Genomic DNA, 18180 nt, shown 5'->3' with positions numbered 1-18180 from the left:
AGTTAAGAAATTTTTTGCCTTTTATAAGGTATTATTTCTTAAGTGGTTTTGAAATTATACGAAAATATTTTCGTTTTGTCAAGGGATAAAAATGGTTTTAGGAAAAAAAATTCGTTTAGTAAGAGAAGAGCAAGGGTTGAACCAATCTGAACTGGCAGACAAGTTAAGTATTACAAGTCGAACTCTACAAAATTATGAATATGGCACCAGTATCCCGGACATAAAATTGATGCAAAAAATGGCTCAAATTTTTCAAGTGCCTATTGGGTATTTTTTAGATGACAATTTTGACGTTAATAGTATAAAAAATGACGTAAGTCTAAAAAAAGCAGAAAAGCTACAACACTTAAAAAACACCATAGGCGAACAAGAAAATAGACTTGTAAATTTACGCTTTTTCCCTAGTGTTAGTGCAGCCGCTGGATACGGCGCAAATAACGACGATGATACTCACGAAACCATCAGTGTAACGGCAAATTTTCTAACCAAAATTTGGCATGTTCCGGTTAAGCAATATGACGTTATAAGAGTAGCCGGCGATAGCATGGAACCTTTTTTAAAAGACGGCGATATGGTGCTTGTCTTGCCGACACACGAAGCAAGCAACGGCGAGATAGTCATAGCAAATCTTGATGGCGATTTATATGTCAAAAAAATGCTTAAAGATCCGATAAAAAAGCGCGTCCGTCTAACTTCTATGAATGAACTTTATGAAGACATCATAGTCGAAGGCGATGAGTTAGAGCAGCTTAAAATAGTCGGTATCGTCAAAAAAGTGCTTCCATCCGGTGTAATCTCGGCATAAGCCCTATTTTACGTAACTTTGAAATAATTTTTGAAGTTTTGAAGCGATTTTTGAAGCAGTTTGAAGCTTAACTTTCAAAATGCGAAAAAAATGCGTAAATTTTGCAAATTTTGCATTTTAGTTTCTCATTTTTTACCTTATGTCTCCAAGCCATAAAATACCGACCATTACGATATTTACTATACATTTTTTGTTATTCTCACTTTTTTACCTTTTGCATAAGATTTATCAGTTTTTAAAACTTGCCGGAAAATATTTTAAATTTTTATCTCTTTTTTCTTTAAATTTAACAACAAATATATCTTGCAAGCTAAATAAATTTTTATAAAAATGTTTATATAAAGGTTTTATAGGAGTAAAAATATAGAGAAGATTAAATTTAAAGAAGAAAGTAATATAATTTTTATAAAAGTACTTAGCCCAAATACGGGCTAAGTAAAGTAGTATTATAGGCCCTCAAATGGGTTTGTTACTACGTTATCGCGATCTACTATATATGGTATAAGCGCTGCTTGGCGAGCACGTTTGATCGCTTTTTCTACCATTTCTTGGTATTTTTTAGATGTGCCAGTTAGTCTGCGTGGCATTATCTTAAATCTTTCTGATAAGCAATACTTTAAAAGTGAAGTATCTTTATAGTCGATAAAATCTATCTTTGCCTCTGTGTATTTGCAATATTTGCGTGAATATTTTCTTTTTTCTGCCATAATTTATCCTTAATTAAAACGGTATTGTATCGTCGCTTTCGTATTTTACATTATCCGAATCAACGTTTACTTCAGGGATTTTTTCTTCATAATAATCTTCATTGCTTCTTTTGTTAAATTGCTGATTTTGAGCTCTTTGCGGTGCATTTTGGTTATATCCGCTATTTTGTGAGTTGAAATTTGACCCACTATTATAACCGCCCTGTTGATATCCGCCTTGATTATTTTGATTGAATCCACCTTGCGAAGAAGGGCCACCTCCAAGCATTTCCATGTTTTCAACACTTATGCTGTGTTTACTTCTATTTTGGCCGTTGTTGTCTGTCCACTGATCAAATTTCAAGCGACCCTCGACCAAAATTTTAGAACCTTTACTTAGGTATTGGTTGGCTATCTCTGCTGATTTTCCAAAAAAAGATATGTCGATAAAGCAAGTTTCTTCTCGTTTTTCACCGTTTGCCGTAAAACGGCGTGTTACTGCTATGCCAGAATTTCCGATAGCAGAACCGCTTGTTGTATATCTTAGCTCGATATCTCTGGTTAAATTTCCGACTAAAACTACTTTATTGAACATTTTTTATCCTTAAATTACTCTTCTGTAAGCGGTTGTTCTTCTACTTTTTCAACTCTTGGCTCACGTGGTGCTCTTGGCTCACGTGGCTCTTTGCGAGCGATTGTTTGTCTGATACCTTTTACCATTCTTTCCCATGCGGCTATCTCGCGTTTGTTTTCGTATTTAACGCTTAAGAATCTGATTATATCTTCTGTGATTCTGATATTTCTAACAAGTTCTGCTAGAAGTGCCGGAGGTGCTTTGTAGTAGATAATAAAATATGTGCCGCGCTCATATTTTTTAATAGCATAGGCAAGTTTTCTTGTGCCCATCTCTACAACATTGGCTATCTCGCCGCCGTTTTTGGTTATGACTTCTTTTACGAAATCAACTTTTGCTTTAATTTCTTCTTCTGTAAGCGTAGGCTTTAGAATGAATAAAAGCTCGTAATGTCTCATTGATTCTCCTTGTGGGTATTAAGCTCGCGAACGAGCAAGGATGCTTTAAGCAAGCTAGGATTATACCTTTTTTTTACTTAATTTTTGCTGTTGATATTATGTTTTGCAGGTTTAGAATGGTTGATAAAAGATATGCCGACTTATCTATACCGGGGTTTGTTTTTAGCTCTGATTCGGCTAAATTTAGCTGGATAAAAACATCTGCATAGGTCTTTAAATTTAAAGATAAACTTTGTGTTTTTAGCGCATTTGCGACGTTTTGAGGAGGTGCATATCCGATAGCTTCTTTGATATCAAATTTGCCATTTATTTTTATGTATGAGTAGAGTTTAAATAGTCTAAAAAATGATTTATAAAGTGAGTTAATAAATAAAATTTCGTTAAATATCGGATCTTGTTCGTATGTAAAAAAGTCCTTTTTGATATCTTTTAGTGAGATAAATTTATTAAAAAAATCATCAAAATTTACACTTCCAAGTCCAAAAACAAGCTTTCTTACTGTGTCTTGTTCGATGTGGGTATTTAAGCTCGCAAGTTTGTTAAGTTCGCCTGCTGCAAGATATAAATTTTCATTATGTATGAAGTAAAGCTCGTAAAGTGCATTTTTGGTTATATTTAGTCCTATTTTTCCGGCTTGTCTGGCAAGTAGTTGCAAGGCCTCTTCGGGGTTGTTTGGTTTAAAAAATCTAGCGAAATTTAAGCCAAACGTTCTTTGAATCTCGGTTGTTATCTTGGTATCTAACTCGTAAAATTCATATAAAAAGAAATTATTTTTATCTTTTTCACATGCTTTTATTAGCTCTTTTAGCTCTTTAGAAGCGATCTTTTTATCGGTTTTTATATGAAGTAAATTTTCTCCACCAAAAAGAGACGGTTCACTTAGGTGTGACAAGGCTCTTGTGTAGTCGTATTCGTTAAAGTAAAGGCTTAAAATATTTGTCTCTTCTTTTTTGTAAATGGTTAAAATTTCCTTTGCAAAGAGCTCGATTTGGTATTCATCAGCGCCAAAAAGTAAAAAATAATTTGCTATTTTGCCATTTAAAAGCGCATTTTCAAGCTCTCTTTTATACATTACTTTTCTTTTTTATCAAACTTTTTTATGATCTTACCGATGATTTTAGCTGTGGCGATATCGGCTTGCGTTATCTCTACTAGAACATGCGATAATAACTCGCAGGTGTAGTTTGGTATAAATATCCTAGCGCCTTTTAGTTCGTCATCTAATTTTGCGATCAGGATGTTTTGGTTTTCGCTTATGTAGCATTTGACGTGTTTACCGATATTTTTACTTGCCCACCTTGCAAATTTACGATCCATAAAGTCAAATGCCGTCTTGTCGGCTTCGCGTTCAAGCTCGCTTAAATTTGAGCACGTATTTTCTATATTTAAAAGTAGATAGTTATAAAGCCTGTCGTCTTTTGACAAATTTGCCTTTAGCAATCTATGCAAAATAAGATCGGAATACCGCCTAATCGGACTTGTAAAATGTGTATAACGGTCAAATCCAAGTCCAAAGTGTCCGAAGTTTTCGCTTGCGTATTCGGCCTTTTTTTGTGCTTTTATAATTAGCTTGTCGATCTCTTCGCGATTGCCTAAAATTTCTGCTTTTGCTTGAATTTTACGTATGAGATTTGCTAAGTCGCTCTCATAAGAGAAGTCAAGACCAAGTAAGGCAAGGTCGTTTAATAAATTTGTGATTTTTTTAAGATCTGGTGAGCCGTGATTTCTAAAGACACCCTTTTTTATACGTTTGGCGGCTGCTTTGTTTGCAAGCAACATACAGTCTTCTACTAATTGATGCGAAGCAGAGTCGTTTTCAAATCTAGTTGCGCATACTTCGCCGTTTTCATCAAGACTCATTCTAAGCTCTTGAGTGTGAAAATCAAACGCGTGAACTAGGCGCTTTTGTCGTAGTTTGATCGTTAATTTATGCAAAGGTTTTATCCAGTCGATCTCGCTTTTTTCTTCATCTTTTAAAATTTTATCTATCTGATCGTAGTTAAATCTTTTCTTGGAGACGATTATAGCTTCAAAAAGCTCTTCTTTTTTTACATCTAAATTTTTATCAAGAGAGATTTTAAAACAAAATGCAAGACGTGCAACATTTGGCTTTAGTGAGCAGATATTTTCACTTAAAGCTCGTGGCAACATCGGGATTGATTTGTGAGGAAAGTATATCGAAAAACCACGAGTTTTAGCTTCTTTGTCAATAGCGCCGTAACTGCTTACGTATTCGCTAACATCGGCTATAGCTACATAAATTTCAAGATTTTTTTCATCAAAATATATCGCATCGTCAAAGTCTTTGGCGTCGATAGGGTCTATCGTGCAAAAGTCAAGATCGCTAAGATCGACTCGCTGTGGATACATGCTAGGATCTACTTCGTCACCCCAAGCACTGGCTTCATCTTCACAAGCGTCGGTAAATTCGTCGTTTTTGTTATAAACGGCTAATGAAATTTTTTCATCGCTTGCAGGATCTGCGATATTTCCTAAGACTTCTACTATGTCGTTGTTTAGGTTGTTTATTTTAAGTAAAGTGCCCGTAGGTAGGGCTTTTAGGCTTTTTTGACTAGCCTTTAAGGCGAGGCTTAGTCCAGTTTTTAAATTTACTCCAAGCACTGCCGCGCCAAAACTTTTTGTGTAAACTACGCTTGTTTCGTTTGCGAGTTTTAGATTCATTACAACCTTGCCGTTTTCGCGTTTTCTACCATTTTTTAGGAGTTTTACGAGGACTATATCGCCGTAATGACCGTTGTTTAAATTTTTATTTTCGATTAATATATCTTGTTTAAAACGCTTATCATAAGGTAGTAAAAAACCGGTTCCGTTCGAGCTTATGTCAAGTTTTCCGCAAACAAAACCATTGTTTAGATAAAATTTATTGTTGTATTTTGTAACGGCATTTAAATTTAAGAGATTTCGTAAAATTTCTTTGTTTGAGGCACAGACTTCCTTTTCTGTTATCCCGTCGATTAAATTTTCTAAAAATTCTCTCACAGACTATCTTTTACCTTTGCCGTAGCCATCAAGAAAGTATCTTGGCTAAAGCCGTATTCATCAAGTAAAGGAAGAGTGTTTTGTATGCTTATATCATCAAGTTGGTTGAAGATATTTACACTTGTTTTGATAACCTTGAGTGCTTTTGCATACTCTTTTATGTGCTCAGGCGCATCTTCTGGGTCATTTGAGTAGAAGATAGAATTTATGAGCTCATTTTCTAAATTCCACTGCTCAAAAATTTTAGCAGTGACTTCTTCGTTTGTGATGTCTAAAAACTCACTCTCTAAAAGTGCTAAATCACTAGGATAAACGATATCTTTTAATCTTGAGTTAAATTCTTCCGCTTCGTCGTTTTCGTTAAGCTCGTGAGCTAAAACGATCTTTCCGATCTCTAGCATGAAAGAGGCTGGAGATAGTATTTCAAGGCTTTTTGGTTTTATTTTTGAGTACCAGTTATACATCAAAGCGTTTTGTATGGTTGAGATATTTAAGAAGTCCTGGCTAGTTATTCCGTAGGGCTCTAAATTTATATTAAAGCTCTTTTTTACGGCACTTGAAAGCGCAAAACCTCGTATAGTTACCGTTCCAAAAAGAGATATCGCTCTTGCTACGGTAGTGATCTCCTTGCTAAAGCCGTAAAGTGGAGAATTTGCCGAGCGCAAGATGTTTGCCGTTAGCATCGGATCTTGCTCTACGACCTTTGTTAGATCGCTAATGGAGCTATTTTCATCAGCGCAAATGCGTTGAATTTGGATAATCGTATCGTCAAGCGGAGGAAGGGATTTTATTTTTTTATATATTGAGTCGTTCATGATAGATAGCTTTCTTAAAAATTTTTGCAATATTTTATCTAAAATGGCTTGTTATAAAACTTAAAGGATATAAAATTTGCGACTTCAGCGATATTTGAGTTCGTAAATTGTATAATCTATGCCAAAATTTTATATAGGAGAAAATATGGCTGTTAATATTTATTATGACAAAGACTGTGATTTAAGTCTTATTCAGGGTAAAAAAGTTGCTATCGTTGGTTTTGGTTCACAAGGTCACGCACATGCGGAGAACCTACGCGATAGCGGTGTAAAGGTAGTTATCGGACTAGCAAAAGGCGGAAAAAGCTGGGCAAAAGCAGAGGCTAAAAACTTTGAAGTTAAAAGTGTGGCAGATGCTACAAAAGACGCAGACGTAGTTATGATATTAACTCCCGATGAGCTTCAAGCTGAAATTTTTGAAAACGAGATCAAGCCTAACCTAAAAGACGGCGCTGCTATCGCGTTTGGACATGGATTTAACGTTCATTTTGGACAGATAAAAGCTCCTGCAAACATAGATGTTATAATGATCGCCCCAAAAGCACCTGGTCATACTGTAAGAAGTGAATTTGTTCGCGGAGGCGGTATACCTGATCTAATCGCTGTTGATCAAGACGCTAGCGGGCAGGCAAAAGCTATCGCGTTAAGCTATGCTTCAGCTATTGGCGGTGGCAGAACAGGCATCATCGAAACTACATTTAAAGATGAAACTGAAACAGATCTTTTTGGAGAGCAAGCAGTTCTTTGCGGCGGTTTATGTGCACTTGTAAATGCAGGTTTTGAAACACTTGTTGAAGCCGGATATGAGCCTGAGATGGCATACTTTGAGTGTTTGCATGAGTTAAAACTCATCGTTGATCTAATGTATCAAGGCGGAATGGCTGACATGCGTTACTCTATCTCAAATACTGCTGAATACGGTGATTACGTAAGTGGCACAAGAGTAGTTGATGAAAACAGTAAGAAGGCTATGAAAGAAATTTTAAAAGAGATCCAAAACGGAACTTTTGCTAAGAATTTCATCCTAGAAAGAAAAGCCGGCTATGTAAAAATGAACGCAGAGCGTGGCATAGCTGAAAGAAGTCTTTTAAATCAAACAGGCAAAAAACTTCGCGCGATGATGTCTTGGATAAGTGCCGGCAAAATCGTAGACCAAAACAAAAACTAAGTCTTGAATAAAAAAAAGACCACAAAAGGGCGCTCTAAAAAATCCCTCAAAGGGCGTCCTTTAAATAAAACATTTCTTGGTATTGCGCTTTTATCCTTGCTTATCATCACAACACTAATAGTCGCGCTCAACCAAAAATCAGATAAAACAGCAGATATAAATCAAACCACTATAAATGTAAAAAATGTAACTACCATAACCGATAAAAGGGTTGAAGATATAAAAAAACCCGTCCAAAAACAACATAAGGTAGTAAAATTTTACGAAGATGAAAATTTAACTAAAATTTTTATAGACCCAAAAAACAAAGATGAAATTTTTAAAAATCAAAAGCCTCAAATTTATCAAAAACAAAAAGATGAAACCGAAGTAAATGCATCGATAAAGCACGACATAAAAGATGTTGAAAAAGATACAAAAAAAGAGTCGCCGGTAAAAACACAAGATAAATTTAACGAAGATAACGTTAGTAAAAAAATACCTCAAGAAAAAATACAAGAAAAGCAAATTTCAAAAAAAGACGAAAACAAAACCGCAAAACAAGCAACTCAATCCGATAAAAAGCCACTGCCCAAAGAGGAGGCTTTTGTGCCACTCACACATACAAAAAGCCTTTTTGGAAAGCCAAAGCTTGTTATTATAATAGACGACGTGGCGACTTTTGAACATGTAAATATGATACGCTCAACCGGACTTAAACTAACTCCTTCTATATTTCCGGCAACCGAGGCTCACCCTGATACGCCAAAGATAGCCCAAGGTTTTGAGTTTTTTATGATACATCTTCCTATGCAAGCTAAAAATTTTAAAAGACCCGAGATCGGCACTTTAAATGTAACAGATAGTTATGAAAGTATGCTTGAGAGGGTTAAAAAGATAAGAACTGACTTTCCAAAGGCGGTATATATAAATAATCACACCGGGTCAAAATTTACGAGCAATTTCGATGCTATGGACAGGGCTTATCGTGCGCTTTTAAGTCAAAATTTTGTATTTGTAGATAGTCGAACTATAGGCACAAGCGTAGTTGCCAAAGTCGCAAGCAAATATTCAAAACCATACATCTCGAGAGATGTATTTTTAGACGATGACCCATCAAGATCAGCCGTAAAAAGAGAGCTTGAAAATGCCGTAAGGATAGCCAAAAAACGCTCTTACGCTATAGCTATCGGTCATCCTAAGAAAAACACTATAGACATCATTAAAGAGAGCAAAAACACCATCTTAAAAGATGTAGAAGTGGTTTATCTTAAAGAAATTTTATGAAAATTCTAGCAAAAGATAAATTTATAAGTAAGTTAGATAGGCTTACAAATCCTCCAAAAGAGCTTTACTATGAGGGCGATATAGATCTTTTAATCATGCCAAAAGTAGCGGTTGTGGGCTCAAGAAAAGCCAGTGTCTATACAAAAGAGTGCGTTGCTAGACTTTGTACAAGTCTTAAAAACCATAATGTTTGCGTGGTAAGCGGAGGTGCACTGGGCGTCGATATAGCTGCACATAAAGCCGCCATGCCCTTAACGATCGGAGTTTTTGCGACTGGGCTTGATACCTTTTATCCTAGTTCAAATGCAAAATTTATAAAAGAAATTTATGATAAGGGGCTAGCACTAAGCGAATACAGCCCAGGCTCGCCTGCCATAGGATATAAATTTCTTGAGCGTAACCGCATAGTAGTCGCTCTCTCGCAAGCTCTTGTGGTAGCCCAGGCAGACTTAAAAAGCGGCTCCATGCAAAGTGCCAGACTTGCCGGAGAGCTTGGTGTTCCGGTATTTGTCCTGCCTCAACGAATGGGTGAAAGCGAGGGGACAAATATGCTTTTAGCAAAAGGTAAGGCAAAACTGATAAATGATTTTGATGAATTTTCTTCGCAATTTGGACTTTGTCTAAACAAAACGCCTGCACGAAATGATGATATTTTAGAATTTTGCAAAGACTTTGTTTCGCTTGAAAAGGCACTTGCAAAATTTGGTGATAAAATTTACGAATACGAATTGGAAGGCTTAGTGGAGATTATAAATTTAAAGGTAAAAAGTAAGATATGAATGAAAAATTTATGGCGATAGATGTTGGGCTTAAGCGGATAGGTGTTGCCTTTGGAGTAGGGCAAGTTGTTTTGCCCCAAGAGCCCATACTTCGTAAAAATCGCAACCAAGCCGCTCGTGACGTGTCGCAAAGAGTTGCAGAGTATGGAGTAAATGTTTTAGTTGTAGGCTTACCGCTTGGCGGAAGTAGTGAGGATGAGATGAGGCGTAGGATAGAACATTTTGTATCACTTCTTGAATTTGGCGGGCGCATAGTCTATCAAGATGAGAGTTTAAGTAGTTTTGAGGCGAGTGAAATTTATACAGATACAAAGCGCGACGGGAAGCTTGACAGCATGGCTGCTGCGGTTATACTTAAGCGATACTTAGGAGTTGTTTAACACTCCGTCCCTAACTCTTTCTTTTCTTTCATAACACATATCAAGCACTGCTCGCAAGATATCATAAGAGTATGGCTCTCTTAAGATGATGAGTTCTTGTTTGATTTCAGGTTTAAAGATCTCATCTGTTTCGCAAATCGCTACTATGCAAAAATGTTTCATCTTTTTAAATTTTAGTAGTTCGTTTAAATTTTGCTCATCTTCTAAAAATACCTTTTGGACAAAGGCTAGATCAGGGTTATATATAGCGTCTGTAATGTGTTGTTTTAAGCTTTCATAGTCACTGCTTGGCTTTACGTTTATACCTATAAATTTTAGTTGATTTGAGAGGATTTTAAAGCCGTTTTTATTGTCGTAAGCAATTATGGCGTTGTAGTTTTTTATAGCTTGATTATTGATGTCAAGGCTTTTTGTGGGTTGTGCGTCAGAAGCCAACTCGACTTCTATATCAAGGATAAAGTTGCCGTTTTTGTCTTGTCGTATGATGATACCGGCTTTATCACCATACTCTTTTGCCGCGTTTAGTAGTTCTTGGTCAAATTCTTTAAGTCGTTCGCTTGATGAGATTAGGATATTAAAAAGGATCCTATTTGTATTATAGTTGGCTAGTTTAAATTTGATTAAAATTTCACATTCACTTTGAAAAAAAAGAAAAATTTTAGTCAAATTTTCTATACATTTTATCGTATTAGAAGCGTCTATCTTATATACACGCGGATATGATGGGTCGTATTCGAAAAGTATGGTATTCGCATGTCTCTCGCCGTCGTAGTATATGGTCTCTAAGAATAAATTTATTCTTTCTATAAAGTCTATCTCTTTAAGTTTCATATGATAAGCATCCCATCTCCGTATGAGTAAAAACGGTATTTTTTATTGATAGCGGTTTGATAAATTTGCATTGTTTTTTCAAGGCCGATAAAACTTGTTACGAGCATGATTAGAGTTGATTTTGGTAGATGAAAATTTGTAAGTAAATAGTTTTGTCGGATCGGCGGGTTGTTTAAATTTAAAAACAACTTGCAAAATCCGCTTGCGCTATTGCTTCTGGCAAATTCTTCCACGCACCTAGTTACGGTTGTGCCAACTCCTAAAATTTTCTTATCGCTTTTTATAAGCTCTTGGGTGTTTTGCGGTATGTCATAAAATTCAGAATGCATGATATGATCTTTGATATTATTACACTCTACGCCTTTAAATGTTCCTGCTCCCACGTGCAAAGTTAGATATGAAATTTCATGATCTTTTTTGATGTTATCTATCATGTCCTCGCTAAAGTGCAAGCTTGCAGTCGGCGCGGCTACAGCTCCGCTGGTTTTAGCAAATATACTTTGATACCAGCTCTCATCATCTTTAGTGTCGGCTCGTTTTATATATGGCGGTAGTGGCACATGTCCGATCTTTTCAAGTTCGCAAAAAAGATCCGATGCGCTTAGTTCCAAATTTGATCTATAAAATTTAACCGCACGCGTGCCGTCGCTGTTTAAAGCTAAAACTTTTGCACTTATGCCATTATCAAAATTTAAGATAGAATTTTCTTTAACCCTGCCTCTGATATAACAGCTAAATTTGTTCTCTCCAAGTGGTTGGTTAAGCATTATTTCGCAAGCCCCACCGCTTTGTTTATATCCTAAAATTCGTGCTTTTATAACTTTTGTATCATTAAATATAACCGCGGTATCTTTTGGTATAAGCTCTGCTAAATTTTTAAATTTAAGGTGATGTATCTCGTCTTTATCTTTAAGATAAACTAGTAAGCGAGCCTCTTCTTTTGGTAAGATAGGTTCGCTTGCGATAAGGCTTGGCGGGAGATTATAATCGTAACTAAGAATGTCGTCTATATCTTTCATTTTTCGTTTTCTTGTGCGGGCTCTTCGTCCTCTTCTTTTTTGTTTGCCGACTTGGCGATAAGTATAGAAAGACCATAAAGACCCATAAGTGGAAATGCCATTAAAAATTGGCTTATAACATCAGGCGGAGTAACGATAGCTGAAAAGATAAATATAATAACAACTGCGTATCTAAAGTATTTTTTAAGCATGATGTCATCAACAAGACCAATTTTTGCAAAGAAAAATGTTATAACAGGAAGCTCAAAGGCGATACCAAATGCCACTAAAAGTTTGGTAAAAAATCCCACGTATTCGCCGATACTAGGAAGTGCGGTAAAGAGTTGTCCGCCAAAATTTACCAAAAACGTAAAGCCAAGCGGTATAACTACGTAGTAACAAAAAGCCGCACCGCATAAGAACATTATCGTTGCCGCAAGCACAAAAGGAACGACGTATTTTTTCTCGTTTTCATAAAGTCCGGGTGCTACAAATAGCCAAAACTGCCAAAATATAATAGGCAAAGAAACGATAAGTCCGGCAAAAAATGCAACTTTCATCGCCGTAAAAAACGGCTCTTGCACTTGCGTAAAGATGATGTTACTTCCATCCGGTAAGACGGCCTTTAAAGGCTCGGTCATCCATGCTAGGATCGGGTTCCAAACCGTAAAACAAACAACAAAAGCAAGAATAACGCTTGCTACGCTAAGACCAAGCCTCTTTCTAAGTTCAACTAAATGCGGTTTTAACTCTTCAAACATTATGCCTCTTTGTTTTGATTTTCTATATTTTTGTTTTCGGTTTTAATACTGTTTTGGCTTTGAGTGTCTTGTTTAGGGCTTTCACCGCTGCCTAAAACTGCGTCTTTTATAGCTTCGGTAGGGTTTTTAACACTATCAACAGCCTTTTTTACTCCGCTAACGGCATCGTTTAACCCACCCGTAATATCGTTTACACCGCTTTTTAAAGCATCAAGCTCTTCAAAAGTTAGTTTTTTTCGCACGTTTTCAGTGGTTTTTTCTAAATTTTCGCGGTATTTTTTAGCATCTTCTTTTAGTTCTGCTATCTTCATCTCTTGATCAAAGGTTGATTTGGCGTCATTCACGCCTTTTTTGAGCATTTTGAAAAATTTAGCTATCTGTATCATCGTGTCAGGAAGCTTCTCAGGTCCAAGAACTAAGACTGCTATCACGGCTATTATAAGTACTTCCGAAAAACTCATACCAAACATTTTTGTCCCTATTTTATTAAATTAAGCTCAACATTTTAGCTTTATTTTGCTCAAAGTTAAATAAATTTTTTAGCCGACGATAAATAATGCGATCTCGTCTGCAAGTAGGAAATTTTTAACAAAGTATTTGCCGTCTTTAAAGGCTAATTTTCGGCTTTTTCTTAAAATTTCCGCTCGCTCTTGCTCGTGTTTATTGAGCCACGAAGCTTCTATGCCTACGATACTTCTTGCTCCTAGAAAGATCCTTTCAAATTTCATATCGTTTTTACTTAAAATTTCGTATGTTTTTTGTGTGGGATCTGCTATAAATTTCTCTAAATTTGCACATGCGGTAAATCGAAAATCATCACAAAAGCCAACTGCATAAGCACCTATGGCTGCATAGTCCTTACCTTGCCAATACCCTAGGTTATGCTTGCAAATTTCGCCAAAATTTGAAATTTCGTATTGCTTTAAGCCGATATTTTCTATCTCATTCATTATAAATTTAGCCAGTATCGGGCTATCCTTTTTATACTCGTTTTTACGAAAAAACGGAGTATTTGGTTCAAGTGTTAGCGAGTAAGCACTAACGTGTGAAATTTCTAAATTTTTAATGTTTTCAACCTCTTTGGAGAGTCTTTTTTTTGTGTCAAATTTCGTGCCGTAAATCAAATCTATATTGATATTTTTAAAGCCTGAAATTTTAGCATTTTTAACGGCTTGATAAATTTGCTTTGCATCGTGTGTTCTTCCTAGAAATTTTAGCTTGTCTTCAAAGAAACTTTGAGCGCCGAAACTTATGCGATTAACCCCTAAGTTTCGCATTTGTGTAAGCCAGTTTGTATCTGCTGAGTTTGGATTTGCCTCGCTTGTTATCTCGCAATCTTTTTGACAAAAAGATAAAATCTGCTCAAAAAGAGGTTCGTAAAATTTGGCATCAACGGCGCTTGGAGTCCCTCCACCGATAAACACGCTTTTAAAATTTCTTATCTTAAATTTTTGAATTTGAAATTTCAAGTCTTTTAGTAACGCATCAAAATAACTTTTAGCTAGATTATCTTTGCCTACGACTGAGCCAAATGCGCAGTAATGGCATTTGCTTTCGCAAAATGGAATGTGTATATAAAGTAACAAATTTTCTCTTTCTTAATTTTTTGTATTTTAGCCTAAATAAATTTAAAGCCGAATTTGGTTAAAATCAAAGCCAAAAATTTATAAATAGGGCAAGGAAGATGCAGAAAAACTACAGACCAAATGTTGCAGCTGTCATTCTTTCAAGTGCATATCCGTTTAAATGTGAAATTTTTGTAGCTCGCAGGGTTGATTTGAGTGATGTATGGCAGTTTCCGCAAGGAGGCATAGACAAGGGCGAAGAACCTAAAGACGCGCTTTTAAGAGAGCTTGAGGAGGAGATCGGAACTCGTGATGTTGAAATTTTATACGAGTATCCAGAGTGGCTTAGCTATGATTTTCCGATTAATGCAAAAAAGAAATTGTATCCGTTTGATGGGCAGACGCAAAAGTATTTTTTAGTTCGTCTAAAGTCGAATGCAAGAGTAAATTTAAATACAAAGCACCCGGAATTTAACGAATTTAAATTTATAAATGTCAAAAATGTACTCGATGAGATAAACCACTTTAAAAAGCCTATTTATATCAAGGCTTTAAGTTTTTTTAAAGAGAAAGGATTTTTTTAATGCTGATTGTTCAAAAATTTGGCGGAACGAGCGTCGGAACGCTTGAGCGTATCGAAGCGGTGGCAAATCGCGTAATAGAAACCAAAAATGCGGGAGCAGACGTGGTGGTGGTAGTGTCTGCGATGAGTGGCGTTACAAACCAACTTGTAGAATACGGCGAGCATTTTTCAAAACATCCAGACGGTGTTGCTATGGATATGCTTTTAAGCTCTGGCGAACAAGTAACTACGGCGATACTATCCATAGCTTTAAATGCAAAAGGATATGAAACAGTCGGTTTAACCGGTGCAATGGCAGGCATAATCACCGATGACATTCATACAAAAGCTCGCATTGAAAAAATAGACACAAAACGTATAAAAAAAGAATTAAATTCAGGCAAGATAGTTGTGGTAGCAGGCTTTCAAGGCATAGATGAGCACGGCAATATAACAACCTTAGGTCGTGGCGGAAGCGACCTTAGCGCAGTTGCGCTTGCGGGAGCTTTAAAGGCTGATCTATGTGAAATTTTTACAGATGTAGACGGTGTTTATACTACCGATCCTAGGATAGAAAAAAAGGCCAGAAAACTTGAAAAGATCAGCTATGACGAGATGTTGGAGCTTGCAAGTGCCGGAGCAAAAGTGCTTCAAAACCGCTCTGTAGAGATGGCTAAAAAACTTAACGTCAAGCTAGTAACAAGAAGTAGCTTTAACCACAACGAAGGAACATTAATAACTCAGGAGGATAGTATGGAAGCAGTTTTAGTAAGCGGAATAGCACTAGATAAAAATCAAGCAAGAGTAACTTTACGCGGTGTGGTTGATAAACCGGGCATAGCTGCTGAAATTTTTACCGCTTTGGTAAATGAAAATATAAATGTGGATATGATTATACAAAATGTAGGGCTTGACGGAACAACAAATTTAGGCTTTACGGTGCCTCAAAACGAGCTTGAAATAGCAAAAGAAACTATGCAGAAACTAAATGCCGCAAAACACGTAGAGTATGATGACGCGATAGTTAAAGTTTCTATCGTGGGCGTTGGTATGAAAAGTCATAGTGGTGTAGCGTGTTTAGCGTTTGAGACGCTTGCAAAAGAGGGCATAAACATACAAATGATCTCCACAAGTGAGATAAAAATTTCTTTAGTTGTGGATCAAAAATACGGTGAACTTGCAGTGCGTGTATTGCATGAAGCGTATAAGCTAGATAAATAATGCAAGATCTCATAAAATGGACACTCGAAGCGATCAGAAACGAAGGATCGCTTATGAGTTGGATGGAGGAGCGAAGGGTTGAATGGACTCCTCTCTTGGCTTCAAGACTAAAATACCTCCTTGATGGCAGGACTTTTATCGTTATAACGGACGACGAGAGGACTTGGTTTGAGGAGTATTTGATTAAAAAGATCAATAGAGCCTCAAGCGCAAGACCGCTTTTGCCGTTTGTTAGCCTTCGTGCGCTTTATCCAATGCTTGATGAAATAAACTCTAAAGAACAAATTTTACTTCTTGAGGATATGTTAAGCCTTGCTTTTCCAAACGGATATGTGTATTTTTACATCGGAAAAAGCGTCGATAAAAGATCTCAGATCGCAAAAGGTGCTGACGATAGCTATATGTGGCTCTTTGATGAGCAGGCGCAAAATAGCTTTTATCTAAGCTCAAATGATGAAAATTTAGACATAAAACTTATAACTTTATTTAGACTTTTTGATAAAAGTATCGATGCGGTACTTTTTGCAAAGGTTGTTTTGTAAATGCTTAATAAAATCGTTATAACAAACGATTTTAGCTCTTTGCAATTAGAGCTTGAAAATGAGTTTGAGAGTAAAAATTTAAGATTTTTTATTAGCGATGATTTTTTGCTAGAAAATGCAAAAGAGGTCGTAAACGAAGCCTATATAGCGGAAAAAGAAGAAAAACTTCTGGTTATAATGGCAAAAAATTACAAAACAGAAGCGCAAAATTCGCTTCTAAAAATCATCGAAGAACCCCCTAGAAATGTTAAATTTTTAATCGCAACAAACTCTAAAAATTTACTTTTACAAACTATTCGTTCGCGTATGATCGTTGAGAATAGACTTGAAAAACCGAAGCGAATGGATATAAATTTAAACCTAAAAAGCCTTGATTTAAAGGATGTTATGAAATTTATAGATGAGTATATAGAGCTTGAGCGTTCTGAAAATTTCGATAAAAACGAACTAAAATCGCTTATAAGCACTGTGATCATTAAAGCCTGTGAAGCCGGATTTAAATTTAGCGCGGATGAGCTCGAATATTTTTATAAGCTGATGATTTTAGCCGACTTGAATGCTAAATGCACGCAACTGCTTACTCCTTTAATGTTGATTATTTTACAAAAGGGACGTCCTTGAAATTTTATAAAATAAACGAAAATTCCGACTTTAACGCACTTTGTGAATACATAAAACCAAGCCCTGGCGGGATAAGTATAATGTCAAAAAAGAGCAAATTAAATTTTGTACTAATCGATGATATTCGCTCTCCTGCGGCAAATATCCTAAAGCAAGATGCCATTAGCGTTGGAGCTGAGCTTGTTACGCACAAGGATACGATATTTGGCATGCAGTTAAATTCTTCTGCGCTTTTAATGGGTACAAATGCGCAATTTCAAGCACTTTCAAAGAAAGAGAAATTGCAGGATTTTGGTCTTAAAAATTTGGCTGTATTTTTAGGTAAAAGTTTTGTTAAATCAAGACAAGCCCAGATCATGGGTGTTTTAAACATAAATAAAGATAGCTTTAACGAAAACAGTCGCATAACGGGCGAGAATGGAATTTCCCGCATAGAAAATATGATAGAGCAAGGCGCTAGATATATCGATCTTGGCGGCGTAAGTTCAAGACCTGGAAGCGTTTATCCTGGAAGAGATGAGGAATTTGATCGCATAAAAGATATTGTTAGTGAAATTTATAGGCAAAAATTATACGAAAAGGTTGAGTTTAGCCTTGATAGTTTTGATGAGTACTGCCTGGAATTTGCTCTAAATCACGGCTTTAGCGTGATAAATGATATAACCGCAAATGAAAATTTAGCCTCTCTTGCTGCAAGATATGATGCGCAATTTTGCATGATGCATATGCTTGGTGATCCTGCGACAATGCAAATCGCTCCGCATTATGACGACTTGATGGGCGAGATAGATGAATTTTTTGCTCAAAAAATAGAGCGAGCAACAGCACTTGGTGCTAAGAAATTAATTTTAGATGTCGGGATAGGATTTGGTAAGACTGCTGAACAAAATATGCTTTTAATCAAACATCTTTCGCATTTTTTGCATTTTGGATATCCGCTTTTAATCGGCGCAAACAGAAAATCAGTCATAAATCACTATGTAAAAACAGATGTCAAAGACAGGCTTCCGGGCTCGCTTTATCTACATCTAAAAGCCTATGAAAACGGAGCAAGTATAATCCGCACTCACGATGTTGGCGAGCATGTGCAGATGTTTGCTTTACATAGCGGGATGCAAAATGTAAATTTATGGCAGGATAAGGCTTGA

Annotated in this window: 21 protein-coding genes; 10 read left to right on the top strand and 11 right to left on the bottom strand. The window is 36.3% G+C overall.

Going from position 1 to position 18180, the window contains the following annotated elements; genetic code table 11:
- Positions 1-91 precede the first annotated feature (91 nt).
- A complete protein-coding gene (locus CCAL5182_RS05460; RefSeq protein ID WP_336610462.1) occupies positions 92-805 on the top strand; it encodes an XRE family transcriptional regulator in 714 nt (237 codons plus the stop codon).
- 446 nt (positions 806-1251) lie between these two features.
- Here CCAL5182_RS05460 and rpsR read toward each other — a convergent pair whose 3' ends face one another.
- The 6 genes from rpsR to CCAL5182_RS05430 all read right to left on the bottom strand — a co-directional run bounded on the left by rpsR (position 1252) and on the right by CCAL5182_RS05430 (position 6338).
- Positions 1252-1512 (bottom strand): 30S ribosomal protein S18, encoded by a 261-nt coding sequence (gene rpsR, locus CCAL5182_RS05455; RefSeq protein ID WP_169936398.1) that lies wholly within the window; start codon positions 1510-1512, stop codon positions 1252-1254.
- A gap of 13 nt (positions 1513-1525) precedes the next feature.
- Entirely contained in the window at positions 1526-2086 is a 561-nt protein-coding gene (locus CCAL5182_RS05450) for a single-stranded DNA-binding protein (protein ID WP_169936400.1), read from the bottom strand.
- Between the two features lie 14 nt (positions 2087-2100).
- Positions 2101-2523 carry a 30S ribosomal protein S6 gene (gene rpsF, locus CCAL5182_RS05445; protein WP_336610461.1) on the bottom strand — a complete coding sequence of 141 codons (423 nt, stop codon included), beginning with the start codon at positions 2521-2523 and terminating at the stop codon, positions 2101-2103.
- A 73-nt stretch (positions 2524-2596) separates the two neighbouring features.
- Entirely contained in the window at positions 2597-3595 is a 999-nt protein-coding gene (gene holA, locus CCAL5182_RS05440) for a DNA polymerase III subunit delta (protein WP_169936404.1), read from the bottom strand.
- Positions 3595-5523 (bottom strand): ribonuclease R family protein, encoded by a 1929-nt coding sequence (locus tag CCAL5182_RS05435; protein ID WP_336610460.1) that lies wholly within the window; start codon positions 5521-5523, stop codon positions 3595-3597. Before CCAL5182_RS05435 ends, holA begins: the two co-directional genes overlap by 1 nt.
- Positions 5520-6338 carry an HDOD domain-containing protein gene (locus CCAL5182_RS05430; protein WP_169936409.1) on the bottom strand — a complete coding sequence of 273 codons (819 nt, stop codon included), beginning with the start codon at positions 6336-6338 and terminating at the stop codon, positions 5520-5522. The genes CCAL5182_RS05435 and CCAL5182_RS05430 overlap by 4 nt, the downstream gene beginning before the upstream one ends.
- A 145-nt stretch (positions 6339-6483) precedes the next feature.
- Here CCAL5182_RS05430 and ilvC point away from each other — a divergent pair, with 145 nt between their 5' ends.
- The 4 genes from ilvC to ruvX are packed head-to-tail and all read left to right on the top strand — an operon-like array spanning position 6484 to position 9931.
- Entirely contained in the window at positions 6484-7506 is a 1023-nt protein-coding gene (gene ilvC / locus CCAL5182_RS05425) for a ketol-acid reductoisomerase (protein ID WP_336610459.1), read from the top strand.
- Between the two features lie 3 nt (positions 7507-7509).
- Positions 7510-8772 (top strand): divergent polysaccharide deacetylase family protein, encoded by a 1263-nt coding sequence (locus tag CCAL5182_RS05420; RefSeq protein WP_336610458.1) that lies wholly within the window; start codon positions 7510-7512, stop codon positions 8770-8772.
- A complete protein-coding gene (gene dprA / locus CCAL5182_RS05415) occupies positions 8769-9551 on the top strand; it encodes a DNA-processing protein DprA (RefSeq protein ID WP_336610457.1) in 783 nt (260 codons plus the stop codon). The genes CCAL5182_RS05420 and dprA overlap by 4 nt, the downstream gene beginning before the upstream one ends.
- Positions 9548-9931, top strand: coding sequence for a Holliday junction resolvase RuvX (gene ruvX / locus CCAL5182_RS05410; RefSeq protein ID WP_169972143.1), 384 nt, complete (start codon positions 9548-9550; stop codon positions 9929-9931). Before dprA ends, ruvX begins: the two co-directional genes overlap by 4 nt.
- On the opposite strand, the gene CCAL5182_RS05405 is transcribed toward ruvX, so the two are convergent.
- The 5 genes from CCAL5182_RS05405 to hemW all read right to left on the bottom strand — a co-directional run bounded on the left by CCAL5182_RS05405 (position 9917) and on the right by hemW (position 14107).
- Positions 9917-10762 (bottom strand): hypothetical protein, encoded by an 846-nt coding sequence (locus CCAL5182_RS05405; RefSeq protein WP_336610456.1) that lies wholly within the window; start codon positions 10760-10762, stop codon positions 9917-9919. The genes ruvX and CCAL5182_RS05405 overlap by 15 nt on opposite strands.
- Positions 10759-11781 carry a tRNA preQ1(34) S-adenosylmethionine ribosyltransferase-isomerase QueA gene (gene queA / locus CCAL5182_RS05400; protein ID WP_336610455.1) on the bottom strand — a complete coding sequence of 341 codons (1023 nt, stop codon included), beginning with the start codon at positions 11779-11781 and terminating at the stop codon, positions 10759-10761. The genes CCAL5182_RS05405 and queA overlap by 4 nt, the downstream gene beginning before the upstream one ends.
- Complete coding sequence (gene tatC, locus CCAL5182_RS05395; protein ID WP_336610454.1) at positions 11778-12521, bottom strand: twin-arginine translocase subunit TatC; 744 nt, start codon at positions 12519-12521, stop codon at positions 11778-11780. The genes queA and tatC overlap by 4 nt, the downstream gene beginning before the upstream one ends.
- Complete coding sequence (gene tatB, locus CCAL5182_RS05390; RefSeq protein ID WP_169936425.1) at positions 12521-12991, bottom strand: Sec-independent protein translocase protein TatB; 471 nt, start codon at positions 12989-12991, stop codon at positions 12521-12523. Before tatB ends, tatC begins: the two co-directional genes overlap by 1 nt.
- 69 nt (positions 12992-13060) lie before the next feature.
- Entirely contained in the window at positions 13061-14107 is a 1047-nt protein-coding gene (hemW, locus tag CCAL5182_RS05385; RefSeq protein ID WP_169972146.1) for a radical SAM family heme chaperone HemW, read from the bottom strand.
- A gap of 98 nt (positions 14108-14205) precedes the next feature.
- On the opposite strand from hemW, the gene CCAL5182_RS05380 reads away from it, so the two are divergent.
- The 5 genes from CCAL5182_RS05380 to folP are packed head-to-tail and all read left to right on the top strand — an operon-like array spanning position 14206 to position 18180.
- Positions 14206-14670, top strand: coding sequence for an RNA pyrophosphohydrolase (locus tag CCAL5182_RS05380; protein WP_169936429.1), 465 nt, complete (start codon positions 14206-14208; stop codon positions 14668-14670).
- On the top strand, positions 14670-15869 hold the full coding sequence (locus CCAL5182_RS05375) for an aspartate kinase (RefSeq protein WP_336610453.1): 1200 nt from the start codon (positions 14670-14672) through the stop codon (positions 15867-15869). The genes CCAL5182_RS05380 and CCAL5182_RS05375 overlap by 1 nt, the downstream gene beginning before the upstream one ends.
- Positions 15869-16411, top strand: coding sequence for a HobA family DNA replication regulator (locus tag CCAL5182_RS05370; RefSeq protein ID WP_169936433.1), 543 nt, complete (start codon positions 15869-15871; stop codon positions 16409-16411). Before CCAL5182_RS05375 ends, CCAL5182_RS05370 begins: the two co-directional genes overlap by 1 nt.
- Positions 16412-17032, top strand: coding sequence for a DNA polymerase III subunit delta' (locus CCAL5182_RS05365; RefSeq protein ID WP_169972147.1), 621 nt, complete (start codon positions 16412-16414; stop codon positions 17030-17032).
- The gene (gene folP / locus CCAL5182_RS05360; protein WP_169972148.1) at positions 17029-18180 is read left to right on the top strand and encodes a dihydropteroate synthase; all 1152 of its coding nucleotides are present in this window, start codon (positions 17029-17031) and stop codon (positions 18178-18180) included. The genes CCAL5182_RS05365 and folP overlap by 4 nt, the downstream gene beginning before the upstream one ends.

This window comes from Campylobacter sp. 7477a (assembly GCF_014892335.1).
GTDB lineage: Bacteria > Campylobacterota > Campylobacteria > Campylobacterales > Campylobacteraceae > Campylobacter_A > Campylobacter_A californiensis.
This window is presented reverse-complemented; position numbering and strand designations above follow the sequence as displayed.